The following is a 17,849-nucleotide window of genomic DNA, read 5'->3' on the forward strand; positions in this document are numbered from 1 at the left end:
CTCTATGCTAACGATTCAATAACTCAACATTGAAAAGAATGCGTTTTCGAATGTGTTAGCAGAGCGTCCTGATCATTTGAGGATTGCGTTATGCGTTTATCGGCTCGAAGATGTTCGGTAATCGCAAAAGAAAAGCTCGGATCCTGGGTAACCGGAAACTGTAAATCGCTCTTTTTTGTTAAGTGATGGGTTGAGTTAACGGCTTCTTCCTCCGCTGAAGTAATCATGCAATGATTCACCACCAAATGAGAAGCAATCAATAAACCAAACAGACCAAACAAGGTAGCACCTCCTACCGCACAAGCGCTACTTACTGCTAAAGCTGCCCCTGCGGTAAATACTATCGGCAGGGCTAATCCCCCTGTTGCGATGGTGGCGATGAGTACTGCACAAATAAGCAAACTGCTCGCACTAACCAGCAAGCCAATCGATCCATCAGAAGCCAAAAAACGCGTTGGCCAGCTCGCATTTTCATCTAAAGCACTATCAATAGACAATTGGACTCGGTAGGAATTAAATAAAATAAAAAAGGTCGTGGAAAGCATAATGACTAAAGGGATGAGTGGGGAGACAGCGATCCCTGCGATTGAAAAACTGATAATAAACGCGAGAAAAGCCACTGAGCTGTATGCTAATAACCCTTGATTTTGCAGAACATTCTTTTTCAAAAAACGATTCAGCTTATTATGCTGAAAGAGATAATCGAATGAACCATTTAAACTGATATCCGTAAAAAAAGCAGCTTTATCATCGGGCGATATTGCGCAGCTTACCCCACCTCGTTCAGACACAATTCTAGCGCAGGGCGCGTCATTTAAGCCATCACCAACAAACCAAATTCCCTCTGGGTTTTCTGTTTCATTCATTAATTTCAAAAGAAAATTTTCTTTATCTTGAGGTGTGTTTGCTGCATGAATATTTTTCTCCTCATCAAACACAGAGCCAATCTGGTGGTTAAAACCTTTTGCCGATGATTCACTGTCTCCCGTCAACATAATGATATTGACTGGTTGTTCTTTCAGGCGTTTAAGTGTTTTTTCAATGTTTTTCCTGGGTTCATGGCGAATAAAAATAACCCCTTGGTACGCATTGTTTTCCGCGACAAAAAGAGGAGAAAGCCCTGGGGGGATTTCCATTTCAGGTAAAGGGATATTCGCCTGCTTAAAAAACTCAGCATTGCCGAGGTGAATTCTTATTCCTTGCACATTGGCTGATAACCCGCGATTTTTAGTGTCCAGAATTTCATCTTTTACTTCGGCAAAAAGAGGAGCGGGCTTATTTTTCCAATAATGGGTAATTGCTTTAGCGATCGGATGTGCCCCACCGTGCGTTTTTTCTAACAAGTAAATTCGTTCCCATAATGAATTGGTAATGCCTTCAAAATGGGCAATGGTACTCTGGCCTGTAGTCAATGTCCCCGTTTTATCAAAGACCACCGTATGTATGTTATGGGAATGGGTATACAGCTCCTCATCACGCAAGTGGATTCCTCTATTCCCGCGATGAAAAACACTCACTAAATGAGGCAGTTGGTGGGCAATAGCAATCGTGCAAGGGCAAACTGCAAATAAAATGCCCATTACATTTTGCAGTAGTAAAGGCAGCGTAAGTATCCCTAAGGCTAAGGGAGCGGCGATCGACGCGATAATTCCTGCAAAAATCAAACCGGTATAAAGATAGGTAAACGTGGGTTTTGTTGCCGGGGCGGGTTCTCGGTTTGAGGTTATAATTTCTTTAATTTGCTCCTCATTGAGATGTAATTTAATCTCATCTTTCTTTTTAATGGCATTGATTTTTTTTTCGAATAAATGGAAATCAATAATTTTTACTTTTTCATATTCCCCATCGGGCTTAACGTAATACAGTTTCTGAGTATGTTCCTTTTTGATCAATAGATAGCTGTTGATGTATTTTGCAGGACTTGTAGGTAATTCGGAGATCAAATGGAGGCGAGTGACCTTGTTTTGGGCTCGATTGGCACGAAATAATATCCGATTGATTGTACTGTCATAAGCTTCATTTTGTGCATACACAGTAACGGTGCGCCCTAAATTAATTGCGCCCGCGGGAATAGAACTCAACACGGTTTTTTCAAGTTGAGACTCTCCTGAGAGAATGGACGCATCAACCATCGTGTCCCCGTTGATGAGAATGCAATCGACTGGAAAACATTCTCCGTGTTTGACAACAATACACATCCCCTCTTTAAGCTCATCCGTATTTTCTTGAGTCAATTTTTCGCTGGTAAACAAGCCATGAGTTGCCTCAAGAAATTGTTCAGTACCCACAGCAGACTGGATTAAGTGGGCTAATTCACTTTGTTCCGATGGCGATAATGCATAGCAGTCGTATTCATTTTCCATTTGTGGAAATAACGTTTGCATCCCTTTAAGCTGCATTTTCTTTGATTTATTAAGGACAACGCGTTTAATTTCATCCATGCCGTTAATTATGGTTATGAGCATCACAGGCATGATAAAACTCATGAATGCCATGGAAAAACTGCCCACATGGGGCATGTGAATGGAGTGATAGAGGGTATGCGCTAACGATAAAAACCAACCAAAGCTGATTGTGGTAGTCATGTTCGCTAAATTTTTATCACGCAAATTGCGGAAAAAATTAAGCAGGTATTCTCTTGCTGTGAAAGCAGTGGTTAAGAAACTAATACTCGTTAATGCAATAGTGAGTGGTAAGGAAGGAGGAAAGGCAAACCATAAAGCAATCATTACCCCCATCGCCAATAAATTGATTAATATATTGACCCAATTAGCCTTTCCTGAAACTTCTGATTGCGTATCATGAAGATCAGTAATAATTCGCAAATTGGCATCGGTTAAACGCGTTGTTAATTCCTCAAAAAAAGCTGTTTCTACATGTTCTTGAAGCAAAGCTTCTTCACTTTTAATCTTTATTTTTAAACTATGAATGCCCAATTCGTCAGGTTGCGGGTATTTGCACAGTTCAGCATCTTTGGGGAGATGGCCTTTGTCCCTAAACTCTTCAAATAGGGTAGTAAGGATGTGGTTGACGCTACTCCCACATCCTCCACACATGATTTTCTCAATTAAAATTTTCTTTTGCAGGATTACCTTTTTAGTCATCGCCGATCCCTTGAAAGAGGCATGCTGGTGAAGATTAAGATAATTCGTTCTAAATTACCACATAAAAATTGCAAATAAGGTACTTAGCGAGTAACAGTAACTCGCACATCCGCTGCATTTTTAATCGCGCAAGGTTTGCTCACCGAGACAGTAACTTGAGGGAGATGAAATTCGGTTTTAATTAACTGCGCCACTTCATTGGCAACTGTTTCAATCAGCTGAAAGGCATTCGCTTCAACATGATGAGTCACGCGCTGACAAAGTTTGTCATAATCAATGGTCGTCTCTAAGCGATCATCACACCCACTCAAATCGGTAGGAATAGTAATATCAAGCAGCAACCGTTGAGAAATCTGTTGTTCCCATTGATAAACACCAATGCGCGTTGCGACCGCTAAGGCTTTGATTTGTAGGCTATCCACTGCTTGCTCCACATAAGCCCTCTAATCTCTATTGCCATAAAGTAGATTGGGCTTGGCCCAACAAAAATGGGTGATTTAAGCAGAGTCCAATGTCGGCCAAGTCCCAACCTACTTAGAGAGCTGTTCTTTAACGATGGCGCTAGAATAACAATTCCTCTTCTGAAGAGCAATGTGGCCTTAGGCGCTTCGTGAAACTAGGGATTAACTGTTAACAAGTGCTCTGAAGTAAAGTCTGCTGGTTCTTCTTTAGGCGTAGAAAAAAGAGTTAAATTCGTTACATCCTCATAAGACGCTCTGAGTGCTTTTCGATGTACTCCAGTGAATGAGGATTCAGCAGTATTCACATTGCTCAAGGTTAAATCAGCTTTGTTTTCGGTGTCTGCTTTTATCGGTAAGGAAATGCCGAGTTTAACTTGAGGGGTAGTTGGTTTAGGGGAGTAGATGAATCCGAGAATTCTTAATTTGAACACCAATTTAATTGCTTCAAAGAAAGTTAATTCTTTATAACCGTGCTCAGCAGGGTTTTTCAATGTCTTTTTATAGTCTTTTGAAGACAACATGTCTATCTGGCTCACGTTAGTGCGAAAATAGATTTTTTGGTCAAGACCATAAATCAGTAAGGGTTGGGGTTGAGCTTTGGTGTAATCAATCTCAGGTAAAAAGGTTAAGCCACCGTAGTTAGCCGCTTCTAATGGCTTGCCTGTTTTCATTAACCGAGTAATGTCACCTAAGGAGTTATCCATCCCATTGATAAGCAAATTGCTGGTTTCGTCATTCCCTCGCTTAAAATATGTACCGTCCCCATAAGCTTGAGAATCTTCACGGAGAGTAATGTATTTCGACGAACCGTTAATTTCATAGGGATTAACTACTTTGACACTGTCCGTATTATCTTCGTTATGCATGTTGTTAATTAAAATGCCACCTAGCACACCAAAGCGTTTGGGCATTTCTTCACGAAGTAAACCAATACGACTTATATGGCCACCAGCAAAATGGTCTGAATAAAAATGCATGGCAAACAGGTCACGACTAACGGCTAATGCATGGTAACGGCGCCAAAGCTCAGTATAGAGCGCTCTTTCATCGGTAATTTGCTTGGAGGTGAAATGATACTGCGCTGGATTAGCCTTAATTTGCTCAACGATACGTTGTAATTCTGGAAATGCAGCTTTAGGTATTCTTCCGCGATGGTTCTCGGCTAATTGTTTAAAATAAAAGGCCAATGTTGCCATACGCAAAGCGGATTCGTGACCCACTATATAGGCTCGTGCCGACCACGGTGCAAAGTGGGCTGCATTTTGGTTTAACTTATCACTGTATCCTTTAACAGAGAAAGAATATACCAGTTGCTGAAAGAGGCTATTGAGCGATTTAAAAAAGGGAATATAAGTGGTGGTTTCAATGTCATAGATTTTATCAATATCTGCTTTTTTTACTGCGGGCGAAGCGAGATCATCATAGGCTTCCCGAAAAGCACGGGATTCTTTTGGAGAGACTGGGATTTTAAATAGTGCTTCATTCTCGGCAATGACATCGCCTGTCCTTGGAGGAAGGGTCAATTGATATCCCCAACCTGCTTTGGTGTAGTAGTCGCCAGCCATTGCGACAATATCACCGGCACTTAATTCCAATGCCAGGGGTATGGGAATGCCGTTGACCGTGCTCATCACAGTGACGAGGAGATCATTCTTAGGGTCCTCAGATAGGCTTGTGCTTTTTTTTAGATAGGGGTTATTGAGGGTTTCAATACGAATCTGATCACCAATTTGTTTATGTTCGTTCGTTTCCATTTGCCGCTTTATAAGTTGCAGTGTAAGTATTTTAATTGATAAAAATTAACACAATATTAAACCGATAAACATGTTACAATGGATAATTTTCATGTGGGTTGGGACTTAGGTCCAATATTAGGATGATGTGATGTTCTAAATTGCTAGGCTAAAGCCCTAATCTACGCATTCAATCTTATTTAAAATTGAGTCATTATGAACGATATGGGTGAATCTTTATTTATTCGGGCGCTGCAACGGAAAACAGTACCGCGTACGCCTGTTTGGTTTATGCGCCAAGCAGGCCGTTATTTACCCGAATATCGCAAAGTTCGCGCTCAGGCTGGTGATTTTTTAAACTTATGCAAGACACCGGAATTGGCTTGTGAAGTGACTTTACAGCCGCTAAGGCGTTTTCCTCTTGATGCCGCCATTTTATTTTCTGATATTCTCACCATTCCTGATGCAATGGGTTTAGGACTCTATTTTGTTGAAGGAGAGGGACCTTGCTTTGAAAAACCGGTGCGTGATATCAAAACAATCGATACGCTGCCGATTCCCACCGATGAATTAAGTTATGTGATGGATGCTGCGCGTCTCATTCGCCAGGAAATGCCTGCGCATTTACCGTTGATTGGTTTTTCAGGAAGCCCTTGGACTTTGGCTTGCTACATGGTGGAAGGAGCTTCTAGTCGGGAGTTTAACAAGGTTAAACAGTTGCTTTATACCGAGCCTCAAGCCATGCATCTTCTTCTCGATAAACTTGCTGAGGCTGTCAGTTTTTACCTGGAGGAGCAAATAAAAGCGGGCGTGAATGCACTCATGCTTTTTGATACTTGGGGGGGCATTTTAACCTCCCAGTCTTACCAAGAATTTTCGCTTAGCGCCATGACAGACATCGTGAATCGCTTAAAAAATAAATACCCTTTAATACCCATTATTCTTTTTACTAAAGGCGGCGGGCAGTGGCTAAAGCAAATGGCTGCCAGTGGTTGCGATGCACTGGGTCTGGATTGGACAACTGATCTTGGTTTGGCGCGCCAACAAGTGGGGCAAACAGTCGCTTTGCAGGGAAACCTTGATCCTTCGGTATTACTCGCCAATACTGAAAGTATACGGCATCAAGTGAAGCAAGTTTTGGCGTCTTTTGGCCATGGTTCAGGTCATGTCTTTAATCTTGGACATGGTATAACACCGGAGGTACCGCCTGAGCATGTCGCAGTGATGATAGAGGCGGTGCATGAATTTAGCCCTCGTTATCATGGTGAAAATGATGATAATCAATAGCAATTTTAAGCCTGCTTGGTGGTTAACCAGTTCACACGGTCAAACGGTTTATCCTACATTAGCTCGCTACATTAGTGCTCCTGTGGATTTAGTGGAACGACTTGAATTGCCTGATGGCGATTTTATTGATTTGGCGTGGGCGATTAATGGGTTGGATAGCCAAGCCCCGTTAGTGATTTTATTGCATGGCTTAGGTGGATCGGTTGAATCGACATATGCTGGTGGCTTCATGCAGGCCTTTAATCGCTGCGGTTGGCGTGCCGTACTTATGCATTTCAGAGGTGCAAGCCCAGAACCCAACCGTTTACCACGAGCCTATCATTCCGGTGATACAGGGGATGTCGATTATTTTCTTAAATTACTTGCTCAGCGTGAGCCTAACACTAAAAAAGCAGTGGTTGGGGTTTCGCTAGGGGGCAATGTCTTATTGAAATGGTTAGGCGAGCAGGGGTCGCAAACCTTGGTGAATGCTGCTGTGGCCGTGTCTGTTCCCTTCGAATTGCGTTTAGTCGCTGATCGAATCGGCCGCGGATTCTCCCGCATTTACCAAGCGTATTTGTTGCGCCGTATGAAACGCGTTTTTGAGCGCAAGAAAACCCTGTTCGATGATGACATGCCTCAAGCATTCAAAGACATGGATAAATGGCAATGCTTTTGGACTTTTGATGAATATGTAACAGCTCCGTTAAATGGTTTTCCGCACGTGCATGATTATTACAGAGAGGCCAGTTCCAGACCCTATATCGCTAAAATTGCCACGCCCACATTAATTATTCACGCGCTGGATGATCCGTTCATGACACCTGAAGTAGTGCCCTCAGAGGAAGAATTATCCAACGAGGTGACTTTAGAGCTCAGTGCAAAAGGAGGCCACGTGGGTTTCATCATGGGTAATCTGCCCGGTAAGCCTGTTTATTGGTTAGAGCAAAGAATTCCTGATTATCTTAGTCAGGTGTTTGTGGTGTGAGGGGCTCAAAAACCGGATAATCCGTCATTGCCCCCACTGCGGTTATTCAGAGGTGTTAAGAAAGAGCCAGAATTTCGCGATTTTCCGCTTCAATTAACTGGTCAAGCATGGCCGAAGTGCGACGGCTAAAAAAGCCCGCGCGAAGCACCCTTTCTGAATCACTTTCCTCAATGAGTTGCGTCAGTGTTTTGCTGCTATTGATTTCATCGGTTATTTTTTTAACTAAACATGCAATAGCTGCTGTTTTGCCATCTTTACGCTTATGATTCATCGAAAAGAAGCTCTCTTTTTCCTCTGCTAAGGTCTGTGAATGAGCGGCCAACTTATCAAGCGCTGTTTTGAAAAAACCATGTTGTTGGGTACGAATCTGGGTACGTAAACGCGCTCGTAATTCCGCAATCTGCAAATCTTTATTGCTCACTTGTCGCTGAAGCTCTCCATTATCCCTCTCTTTATTGGAAAGCTGCCGGCGAAGCTCCTCTTGTTCCTTCCCTAAAGTGGTGTACTGTTGCCTAAGCTCGGATAATTCTGTCTTTTGGCTCTCATGCTCCGATCGAAGAGTGGCTAATTTCTCGCCACGAGCCTCATGCAGTTGCTGAAGTTTAAACAGGTCTTCTTCGCGAGCTTTGCATTGTAAACGAAGATCAGTGATTTCCCTTTCCTGACGACTACGCTGTGAAAGATGAGTGCTTACTTCGAGAGCGCGGGTCTCGCACAGTTGCCGCTGAGCTTGTAATTCTTCTGCAACAAGCTGGTGCTGCTTACTAAGAGCGATGTGTTTCTCGTCTTGAACCTGACGTAATCGCAAAAGTTCGGCCTGTTCTTCTTCCAAGCGCATCTTATGGAGCTGTAATTCTCTAAGTTCTTCTTTCAGCTTTTGACATTGGAAGCTCAGCTGCTCATGGTCATGATTTTTTTGCAAAAATTGCTGACGAAGCGATTCGATTTCTTGAAGTTTGGCCAAATTATCTTTTCTTAGCGTATCGAGGGTTTGATTTATTTCAATCAGCTTTTGATCTCGTTCTAAAGTGGCTGCCTTTTGCCGCTCATTGCTTTCAGAGAGGCATTTTGTTTCTTCTTCTTTAATTTGAAGCTGTCTTAATAAAACGGATTTCTCTGATGTCAATCTCTGACCCGTTTCAGCAAAAAATTTTGATTGGGTTTCGGCGGACTCTAGCCTCACTGTAAGTTGTTCAATGGCTAGTTTGTCTTCATCCATTAGGAAATGTCGTTCATCCACATGAACGAGATCTTCCGAGGACATTTCTTGTGGTGTTTTTCCTGCGGTATTTTTAGCGTTGGGATTGGCATTAATAGAAAGCAAATTATCGCGTAATTTTTGGGCTTTGCTAAGATGGGCTTGGAGTTGTTTTCGTTCAGTAGTATTGCTTGCTACTTCTAAACGTACTTGTAATTGAGTACATATCAGATAAGCAAGATGTAAAGCCGTATTGCCTTTTTCATCCCTGCTATTGTTTGGATTAACTAAAGTGCGCAAATGCGATAACTCAGTATCGGTGCAATTGGCATAGAGCCTAACTATTTGTTGAGGTCGCAATTGCAGTTGGCTTAAATGAATAGCAATGCGATGAGGTTCTATTTTTTGAATTTTTGCTCCACCAAATTCGACCAATAATTGTAAGCTGGTTGGAGAAAGCGCTTGCAGCGGGTGATGACCACAGCGGCGATTTAAGAAATCATGAACACCTTGTCTTCCTTCTTGTGCTAACTGGAATAGTTTTTCAGGGGAAGCATTAAAATCCATCGCGCCAACATCACGTGTATTGATATAAATAGTGCGCTCATTATCGGTGCTTTCCAAATGAGTATGCTCTTGATGATAAAGCAGAGAACTAATCAGTGCTGAGAAATAGCCAAACCCGCCATCAATTTTTTTAGCTGCGGCTTTAATTCCGCGTTCAAATTCAAGTTTTTCATCCGGGGTAGCAAGGTAGAATCCGAGGACATTTGGATTATACGTTTGCTGTTTGCTGCTCATGTCTTTATCAAAAGCGCGCACAGGATAGTTATCCATGACGCCGCCATCGATCAAATCAACATCCACATAGTCTGGGTGAATCTCGCGTGTGAAATCTCCTCCTTTTTCTACCCGGATATAGTATTTATGGGGTCTAAAGGCGATAGGAAAGGACATTGAAGCCCTAATCGCGTCAGCCACTATGGCGTTAGGCGTCTCCTTCGCTGAAAACCACACCGCATGTGCACGGTTCACATCGGTTGCCACCACACGCAGATCTTTAAACCCCGCATCGGCTAAATCTTGGAAAGTGACTAACTCAGGGTGCTCTTGCAAGAAGGTGCTGAGTTTTGAATCTTTAATTTTGTCTTTGATTCTTGCTCTAATCCAATCTAAGAATAAATCCCCCTTCATAATGCCTTTATTCACGGTAATGGTGTCAATCAGTGCTTTTGCTTTGCTTACATCACCAGGAGAAAGTGCGGTCCATAAAGCACCACTAGCAATCCCACTTGAAAAATTGGCAATGAGGCGTTCTAAAGCTTCTTTTTGTTGGTTAAAAGCGGGATCGATTGGATCAACAAAGTCGAGTAAATTCACTTTCCCCATGATTTGCTCGAATTCGTTTTCATCATAGTTTAAAGCGATTAATCCTGCTGTGATTGCACCGGCTGAAGCACCAGCAACAGCGTCTATCTCTTCAAGTTTAAAGAGGCCTTTTTGTATCGCTTCTTTAATGGCATAAGGATAGGCAGCCCCTTTTACGCCTCCTCCTCGGATAGCGAGCTTTGTGTATTTACCCGTAGCGGAGGTGTGTAGTGCAGATTCTGGCTCAAGCGAAGGGTGAGTGAGGTTTTTTAATCGGGCTTTAATCGTGGGATTTTCGGTTAAGTGTTCTGGCAAATTTCCTTCTGCATCAGGAATTGTAAAATCAGCACCATAATAATTGAAGAGAGTAAAAAAATTGGATTGCTCGGTTGCTGCAGCATAATGAACTGCTGTTTTTCCAGTTTCATCCTGAAAATTGGGATTCGCTTTTTCCTTGAGAAGTAAAGCGGCGATATGCGGTTTTTTTCGTATAATGGCCACACTTAGCCAAGTGGGCTCAAGAGACACGCCTGAATCAAGAAGTTTTTTAATAAACAAGGCATGATCAGTATTTTCTTGCGCTGTGAAGATTAATTGTTCTGCCCATTTTTTTCTAATATGGATGTCCGCTTGTTGGAGTAATTCTTTATTTAAGAGGCCATTGAGGACAGAAAAATGATTCGCTTTAAGAGCGAGTTCGACTAGATCGATGTAGTTATTAAGATTAATTTTTTCATGAAAAGCCTCAAAAAAAACGCAGACCGCAGTAGGATGATTTTCTATCAGTACCTCTTTAAGTAATGCTAATTTTCTCTCTTCGGGAATATAAGGCACAAGAGCATTAAGAAACTCCCGAGGAAGATTGTTTTTTAGAGCAAAAATAACAATATCTGAAAAAGCCACCTCTGCTCGCCAATTTTCTTTATTTTCAGTAGCCAATAAATGAAGTATTTCTTGGATTCGGGCTAAGTATATGCCACGAAGGGAATCAGGTGCAGTATGGTATTTATTGACTAGGTAAACGAGCGGGAAAAGATTAGCCCCTTCTTTTTGGTTTGTGGCAAATTGATGGTGCAGTAGCGCACTTAGAACAGATTCCTTCGTAGAAACTTTTGCATCTTGCGCGCAGGTTGTAAGCTGCTGTTTTAGATCTTCAGGTTTACAGGTATTTAGAAGGGTGAGTAGTTTTGCGCCAGCGCTATAGGATAAATTAGCCATCGGACCACCAAATAAAAGTCAAAATGGCGACATATTACTACATGTTTACAAAATTAGTCCACACTATGTTGATTTTCGATAATTAGATGAAAATAAGAACAATAATAAGTTGTCGTGTTCCAGGGCTCTTAAGAAGGTAAAAATCGAGCCAATGAAGCTATTAGGCTGAATAACCCAGCCTCCTTCCCTTGCATCGGCCCGCTTGTCGCCGGCGGAGAAATTAAGGATAAGGAGGTGGTGTTATTGATGCACCTGATTTGTATCTGCTTTGAAAGCCAAATTCAATCAGTACTAGCTATTAGTGAGGAACAAGGTTGCTTCTTTCTTCAGGCTGCGATGAAGAGGGAAAGCAATCCGCGAAGCAGTCACTTACTGCAGAAACAACAGTAGCTCCACCGCGAGTAAAGATCGAAGCAACTGCCAGAGGGGTTGCAATAGCAGCGATTAAAACCAATGCAGCAGCGGCGATAGCACATCCAATAGTAGCTAATGCTGCAATACCACCTACAACGGCTGCACCTTTCGCAGTCTTTGCAGCGTCTTTATTAAAAATACCAATAACACCCGCGCCTGTTGCAAAGAGTAAACTTACTGCGGATACAGCAGCCGCTACCGCAGCGCCGATTGCAATAACACCAGCAACAATCCCTAAAGTTAGGGGGATAGTCACAGGTCCTGCCACAGTCCCTGCTAGGTCCTGACCACTTTTATAAGGAGTAAAAAATCCAGGGCGATTCTTGTATTTCTCTATTGCAATTTTCCATAATCTTTCTTGCGCTTCCTCCTTCGCCGCTCCCTCGCCAGACATAGCTGTTATTGCGAGAGCCCTTATTTCCTCAAAAGTTAGTTCTGTTGATTCAGATGGTATAGAACGGTCTTGCCTTGTTTGCATACTTAAACTCCATTCGTGGTTAAAATTTTCCCATTATACAAAAAAATCACTCATTGTTCAATCCATAGGAATAAAAAAAGAATTTTGCACTATTTTGAGCACATTATCTACGTCTTAAATTCCCTTGTCAGCTGGATTGCCATTTCGAGGGATTGTTCGTAATTGAGCCGCGGGTCAACCAGACTTCGGTAAGCATGCTTTAAATCGTCCTCATTCAAACCCCGGGCTCCGCCAATGCATTCAGTGACATTATCACCCGTTAGTTCAAAGTGAACCCCGCCTAGATAACTGCTCATCTCATGATGAATTTTAACCGCTTGGCGTAGCTCGCTTAAGATGTTATCGAAGTGTCTGGTTTTAATGCCATCCGCTGTGGTTTCGGTATTGCCGTGCATGGGATCGCATGACCAGGTCACTGGGCATTTGGTTTCACGTACGATATCAATGAGAGGAGGTAGTAATTTATCAATTTGTTTCGCACCTAAGCGCGTGATCAGTAACAAACGGCCTTCTTGATGTTCCGGATTTAAAATCTGGATGATTTCTTTTAACCATTCTTTTGTAGCATTTGGTCCTACTTTTATACCAATCGGATTTTGGACACCACGAAAAAATTCCACGTGTGCGCTATCCACTTTTGCAGTGCGCATGCCAATCCAAGGGAGATGGGCAGATAAGTCATACCACAGACCATCATGCAAATGGCGAGTTAAGGCTTGTTCATAATGCAAATGCAAAGCCTCATGGGAAGTGTAGAAATCTACCTTATTAAGGTTGCTAGAGCGAAAGCCATCGATCGCTTCAATAAACTCCAGTGATTCTGTCAAGGAGCGTACCATATCATGGTACTCATCGGCCTGAGGAGAGTGTTCTACAAAGCGTAGATCCCAGCGTTGCGGGTAGTTTAAATCAGCAAAGCCACCATCAAGCAATGCACGAACAAAGTTAAGCGTCATTGCTGCACAGCTATAACCTTGAAGCATCAATTTAGGATTAGGGAGGCGGGAGGCAGCATCGAATTGTTGAGAGTTTATCAAGTCACCCCGATAACTGGGCAGCGTGACGCCATTAATTGTTTCTTGGTCAGAAGAGCGTGGTTTAGCATATTGCCCCGCAATACGCCCAATTCGGACAATTGGTTTTCTCATTCCGTAAATCAAGATGAGACTCATTTGCAGCAAAATTTTAAGCTTGTTACTAATGATGTCTGAGCGACAGTCACTAAACGATTCAGCGCAATCACCACCTTGTAGAATAAACGCTTCACCCCGACCCGCCTTTGCAATGGCTCGCTTTAAATTTTTAACTTCGCCCGAGGTGACGAGGGGGGGAAGTTGACTTAATTGTTCAACGACGCGCTCGAGTTGATTTTGATCTGGATAGGTAGCGGCTTGTTCATAGGAGAACTGCTGCCATGAAGTAAGCGACCATGCCCGCATAAAACAAAACCTCTTGATTATCTATAATACTGAGTATGCGATGAATGAACACTTCACGCAAGTGAATGCGTTGCTTTTCATTCTCTAAAGATAAAATTCCCGTGAATTGCACTTGAATTTTTCTTATTAGTCCCCAACTACACTGACCAATATTTTTGGAGACTCCTATGAATAAAGATAAGAGCAAAGATTGGCGAAAAATAAAAAAAGAAAGTGAATTAGACGAAATGGAATCCAGCGAAGAAGAAAGGGAAGACGACGAAGAAGGCGGTGCTTCGGGTGGTGAAGCAGCTTTAGAGCATCCGAGCTACGCTGTTTTAGAAGAGAAATTAACCTTGGCCGAGCAACAAGCGCATGAAAACTGGGAAAAAGCGGTTCGCGCTATGGCTGAATTAGAAAATGTTCGTCGTCGCGCTGAGCGCGATGTGGCTAATGCTCATCGCTACGGTCTCGAGAAGCTAATTCATGGTTTTTTACCCGTGATCGATAGTCTTGAACAAGCATTACAACTTGCTGAAAAACATGCGGATGAAAGCATGCGTGAAGGATTATCACTGACAATAAAATTGTTTATGGACGCATTGAAAAAGCTCGAGGTTGAACAAATTGATCCGCTTGGTGCTGTCTTTAATCCCCAAGAGCATGAAGCGATGTCAATGCAAGAAGCGAAAGACGCTGAACCCAATACGGTGCTGGCAGTGTTTCAAAAAGGATACAAATTAAATGACCGAGTGATTCGTCCAGCAAGGGTGATTGTTGCTAAGCCAAAACCGATAAACGAAAAAGCTTGAAATTAGCAAACGTCATCCCCATATGAGAAACATTGCAATAAATACATAGATTGGAGCAAGATAATGGCAAAAATTATTGGAATCGACTTAGGCACCACAAACTCTTGTGTGGCGATAATGGAAGGCGATAAACCACGTGTGATTGAAAATAATGAAGGTCATCGTACGACTCCTTCGATCGTTGCTTACACGAATGATGACGAAATTTTAGTGGGGCAAGCTGCTAAACGCCAAGCGGTAACCAATCCAGATAATACGCTTTACGCAGTTAAACGCTTAATTGGACGCCGATATGATGATCCTGTGGTCCAAAAAGACATCAAAATGGTTCCTTACAAAATCATTAAAGCCGATAATGGTGATGCGTGGGTACGTGTGAAAGGTCAAGATAAGGCGCCTCCGCAAATTTCTGCTGAAGTATTACGCAAGATGAAAAAAACAGCCGAAGATTACTTGGGCGAACTTGTGACAGAAGCGGTCATTACTGTACCTGCTTATTTCAACGACTCACAACGCCAAGCGACTAAAGATGCTGGGCGTATCGCTGGTTTAGAGGTCAAACGGATCATTAACGAACCTACAGCTGCAGCCCTTGCTTATGGTATGGATAAAAAGCGCGGTGATTCCGTCATTGCAGTCTATGATCTGGGTGGTGGTACTTTTGATATTTCCATTATTGAAATCGCTGAAGTGGATGGTGAACATCAATTCGAGGTGTTAGCAACTAATGGCGATACTTTCCTTGGTGGTGAGGATTTTGACTTAGCGTTGATTGAGTACTTAGCCGCTGAGTTTAAAAAAGACACTGGAATTGATTTGCACAATGATCCTTTAGCGCTGCAGCGTTTGAAAGAAGCAGCAGAAAAGGCCAAAATTGAGTTATCTTCTGCGCAGCAAACCGATGTCAATCTGCCTTATATCACTGCTGATGCTTCTGGGCCAAAACACTTAAACATCAAGTTAACTCGAGCCAAATTGGAATCACTCGTGGAAAAATTGGTTGAGCGTACGGTTGAGCCTTGCAAAATTGCATTAAAAGATGCTGGACTGAACGTTTCACAAATTAACGAAGTGATTCTTGTCGGGGGACAAACTCGCATGCCAATGGTCCAAAAAACCGTACAAGATTTCTTTGGTAAAGAACCGCGTAAAGATGTTAACCCTGATGAGGCTGTGGCTATTGGTGCTGCTATTCAAGCGGCTGTATTGTCAGGTGAAGTAAAAGACATCCTATTACTTGATGTTACACCACTGTCTTTAGGTATTGAAACCTTAGGTGGCGTCATGACTAAACTGATTGAAAAGAACACTACCATTCCAACAAAAGCCAATCAGGTATTTTCTACAGCAGATGATAGACAAACTGCCGTAACCGTACATGTATTGCAAGGGGAGAGAGAGCAAGCTTCCGCGAACAAATCGTTAGGTCGATTTGACTTAACCGATATTCCGCCTGCTCCCCGTGGCGTGCCTCAAATTGAGGTGACTTTTGATATTGATGCCAACGGTATCTTGAATGTTTCTGCTAAAGATAAAGCAACCGGTAAGGCACAGTCCATCGTCATTAAAGCATCAAGTGGTTTGAGCGAAGAAGAAGTTCAAGCCATGGTTAAAGATGCGCAGTCTCATGCAGAGGAAGATAAAAAATTCAAAGAGATGGCTGAACTTCGTAATCAAGCTGATGGTCTCATCCATAGCAGTGAAAAATCGCTGAAAGATTTAGAGAGCGAATTATCTGCAGAGGAAAAAACCAGTATAGAAAAAGCGATTGCCGAGTTAAAAGAGGCGGTGAAAGGCAATGATAAAGCACTCATCGAAGATAAATTGAAAGTCTTAACCAATGCTTCTGGTAAAATGGCGGAACGCATCTATGCAAAAAAATCAACTGAAAGTCAAACTGCAGCCCAAGAAGCCGCTCAAAGCGATCAGACCCAGCATGAAACTAAGGCTGAAGAAGGGGTGGTCGATGCTGAGTTTGAGGAAGTTAAAGAAGAAGATAAGAAGTAATACGTATTAAGTTATTAATGCGTATTGTGCCGTCCCGAACGAAGTGAGGGATCTCCTAACGAGGGGGTCCTTTGTTTCGCTTTGGATCCCTATTTTTAATTGGTGTTTGAGTTATGGATCAGAAGGATTATTACGAAATTCTCGGTGTTAGTCGCGGGGCTGACGAATCAGAAATTAAGAAGGCTTATCGCAGATTGGCGATGAAATATCATCCCGACCGTAACTCGAATAACAAAGAGGCCGAGGAAAAATTCAAAGAAGTCCAAAAGGCTTATGGGGTATTGTCTGATTCCCAGAAGCGTGCGGCTTATGATCGCTTTGGCCATGCCGGTGTTGATCCTTCAATGGGGGGGGCTGGCGGTGGTTTTGGTGGGTTTGGTGGCTTTGGGGATGTATTTGAAGATATTTTTGAAAATATTTTCTCAGGTGGCCGCGGCCAAGGGCGCCAATCTAGAGGCCAACGCGGCGCGGATTTACAATTTAATGTGAGCTTAACGCTAGAAGAAGCAGCACTAGGCAAGCAACTGGAGATCACGGTTCCGCGACATACCGGTTGCCAGGTTTGCAATGGGTCGGGTGCTAAAAAGGGAACACAGCCAAAAACATGTGAAACCTGTAATGGAGTAGGCCAGATAAGAATTCAGCAAGGCTTTTTCTCAATTCAACAAACTTGTCCAAGCTGTCACGGTGAAGGTCATGTCATCACCGATCCTTGTCCTAATTGCCATGGACAAGGCCGCGTTAGAGAAAGTAAAAAATTAACCGTTAAAATACCGGCTGGTGTTGATAATGGCGATCGGGTGCGTTTAACGGGTGAAGGAGAAGCCGGTGCGTATGGTGGAGGCCCGGGGGATCTTTATGTCCAAATCAATGTAAAACCTCACACGATTTTTGAGCGCCATGAGAATGATCTTCACTGTGAAGTGCCCATCAGTTTTACCACAGCAGCACTGGGTGGCTCCATCGAAGTACCTACTTTGGAAGGCAGGGTGACACTAAAGATTCCTCATGAAACGCAAACGGGCAAAGTTTTTCGTTTACGCGGAAAGGGAATGAAATCGGTTCGTGGTTATGGCACAGGCGATTTGTTATGCAAAGTAGTCGTTGAAACCCCGGTAAACTTATCACGTGAGCAGAAAGAATTATTGACCCAGTTGCAAGATTCATTAGCTACGAGCAAAAGCCACTCCCCCCGTTCGAGTTCATGGTTTGATGGAGTTAAAAAATTTTTTGAAGACATGAAGTTTTGATCACTTAGTCCCTCTTTGCGTCCGCGGACAAGGACCCGTAGCTGGGGCTTTTATCATTGAAGTTTTTGGTCAACACTAGACGTCTCCATTTGGACTAGGTGTAGTGTTTTAAAGAGCGGAACGCAGTGAATAAT

The 17,849-nt window shown here is 42.8% G+C and carries 11 protein-coding genes; 5 read left to right on the top strand and 6 right to left on the bottom strand.

The features are described 5' to 3' along the window. Positions 1 to 23: 23 nt before the first annotated feature. The 3 genes from B5D33_RS02625 to B5D33_RS02635 form a co-directional block, all read right to left on the bottom strand. Positions 24 to 3,104 carry an HAD-IC family P-type ATPase gene (locus B5D33_RS02625; RefSeq protein WP_058453247.1) on the bottom strand — a complete coding sequence of 1,027 codons (3,081 nt, stop codon included), beginning with the start codon at positions 3,102 to 3,104 and terminating at the stop codon, positions 24 to 26. An 83-nt stretch (positions 3,105 to 3,187) separates the two neighbouring features. Then, entirely contained in the window at positions 3,188 to 3,526 is a 339-nt protein-coding gene (gene folB, locus B5D33_RS02630; protein WP_058453456.1) for a dihydroneopterin aldolase, read from the bottom strand. 194 nt (positions 3,527 to 3,720) lie between these two features. Then, positions 3,721 to 5,319 carry a hypothetical protein gene (locus B5D33_RS02635; RefSeq protein ID WP_058453248.1) on the bottom strand — a complete coding sequence of 533 codons (1,599 nt, stop codon included), beginning with the start codon at positions 5,317 to 5,319 and terminating at the stop codon, positions 3,721 to 3,723. 195 nt (positions 5,320 to 5,514) lie between these two features. On the opposite strand from B5D33_RS02635, the gene hemE reads away from it, so the two are divergent. Next, entirely contained in the window at positions 5,515 to 6,585 is a 1,071-nt protein-coding gene (gene hemE, locus B5D33_RS02640) for a uroporphyrinogen decarboxylase (protein WP_058453249.1), read from the top strand. Then, the gene (locus B5D33_RS02645) at positions 6,572 to 7,552 is read left to right on the top strand and encodes a hydrolase (RefSeq protein WP_058453457.1); all 981 of its coding nucleotides are present in this window, start codon (positions 6,572 to 6,574) and stop codon (positions 7,550 to 7,552) included. Before hemE ends, B5D33_RS02645 begins: the two co-directional genes overlap by 14 nt. A gap of 55 nt (positions 7,553 to 7,607) precedes the next feature. Here B5D33_RS02645 and B5D33_RS02650 read toward each other — a convergent pair whose 3' ends face one another. From B5D33_RS02650 to B5D33_RS02660, 3 genes are all read right to left on the bottom strand, one after another. Next, a complete protein-coding gene (locus B5D33_RS02650) occupies positions 7,608 to 11,336 on the bottom strand; it encodes a patatin-like phospholipase family protein (RefSeq protein ID WP_058453250.1) in 3,729 nt (1,242 codons plus the stop codon). Positions 11,337 to 11,634: 298 nt separating this feature from the next. Further along, the gene (locus B5D33_RS02655) at positions 11,635 to 12,228 is read right to left on the bottom strand and encodes a hypothetical protein (protein WP_058453251.1); all 594 of its coding nucleotides are present in this window, start codon (positions 12,226 to 12,228) and stop codon (positions 11,635 to 11,637) included. Positions 12,229 to 12,335: 107 nt separating this feature from the next. Then, entirely contained in the window at positions 12,336 to 13,667 is a 1,332-nt protein-coding gene (locus B5D33_RS02660; protein WP_058453252.1) for a 3-deoxy-7-phosphoheptulonate synthase class II, read from the bottom strand. A gap of 167 nt (positions 13,668 to 13,834) precedes the next feature. Here B5D33_RS02660 and grpE point away from each other — a divergent pair, with 167 nt between their 5' ends. The 3 genes from grpE to dnaJ all read left to right on the top strand — a co-directional run bounded on the left by grpE (position 13,835) and on the right by dnaJ (position 17,715). Then, positions 13,835 to 14,458: a nucleotide exchange factor GrpE gene (gene grpE / locus B5D33_RS02665; protein ID WP_058453253.1), complete on the top strand. Its 624-nt coding sequence runs from the start codon at positions 13,835 to 13,837 to the stop codon at positions 14,456 to 14,458. A 63-nt stretch (positions 14,459 to 14,521) separates the two neighbouring features. Continuing rightward, complete coding sequence (dnaK, locus tag B5D33_RS02670; protein WP_058453254.1) at positions 14,522 to 16,465, top strand: molecular chaperone DnaK; 1,944 nt, start codon at positions 14,522 to 14,524, stop codon at positions 16,463 to 16,465. A 113-nt stretch (positions 16,466 to 16,578) separates the two neighbouring features. Next, positions 16,579 to 17,715 (top strand): molecular chaperone DnaJ, encoded by a 1,137-nt coding sequence (gene dnaJ, locus B5D33_RS02675; RefSeq protein WP_058453255.1) that lies wholly within the window; start codon positions 16,579 to 16,581, stop codon positions 17,713 to 17,715. Positions 17,716 to 17,849: the final 134 nt, after the last annotated feature.

This window comes from Legionella maceachernii, from assembly GCF_900167045.1.
Classification (GTDB): Bacteria; Pseudomonadota; Gammaproteobacteria; order Legionellales; family Legionellaceae; genus Tatlockia; species Tatlockia maceachernii.